The sequence below is a fragment of the Neisseria sp. P0014.S009 genome (assembly GCF_051958155.1).
Taxonomy (GTDB): Bacteria; Pseudomonadota; Gammaproteobacteria; order Burkholderiales; family Neisseriaceae; genus Neisseria; species Neisseria flavescens_C.
This window is the reverse complement of record NZ_JBQCVS010000097.1, coordinates 1-291: the sequence shown is the minus strand read 5'-3', so window position 1 is coordinate 291 and position 291 is coordinate 1. Positions and strand designations below refer to the sequence as shown.

At 57.0% G+C, this 291-nt stretch carries 1 rRNA gene; it reads left to right on the top strand.

Annotated elements, in window-relative coordinates:
• Window positions 1-291 (top strand): 16S ribosomal RNA (locus tag ACTHS4_RS11835); the annotation flags it as partial.

The following is a 291-nucleotide window of genomic DNA, read 5'->3' as shown; positions in this document are numbered from 1 at the left end:
GTGCCAGCAGTCGCGGTAATACAGAGGCCACAAGCGTTAATCGGAATCACTGGGCTTAAAGGGTGCGTAGGCGGCTCACCAAGTGCTTTGTGAAATCCCACGGCTCAACCGTGGAACAGCAGGGCATACTGGTGGGCTTGAGGCTGGTAAGGGCTGCCGGAACAGTAGGTGGAGCGGTGAAATGCGTAGATATCTACTGGAACGCCGATGGTGAAGACGGGCAGCTGGGCCAGACCTGACGCTGAGGCACGAAAGCGTGGGGAGCAAACAGGATTAGATACCCTGGTAGTC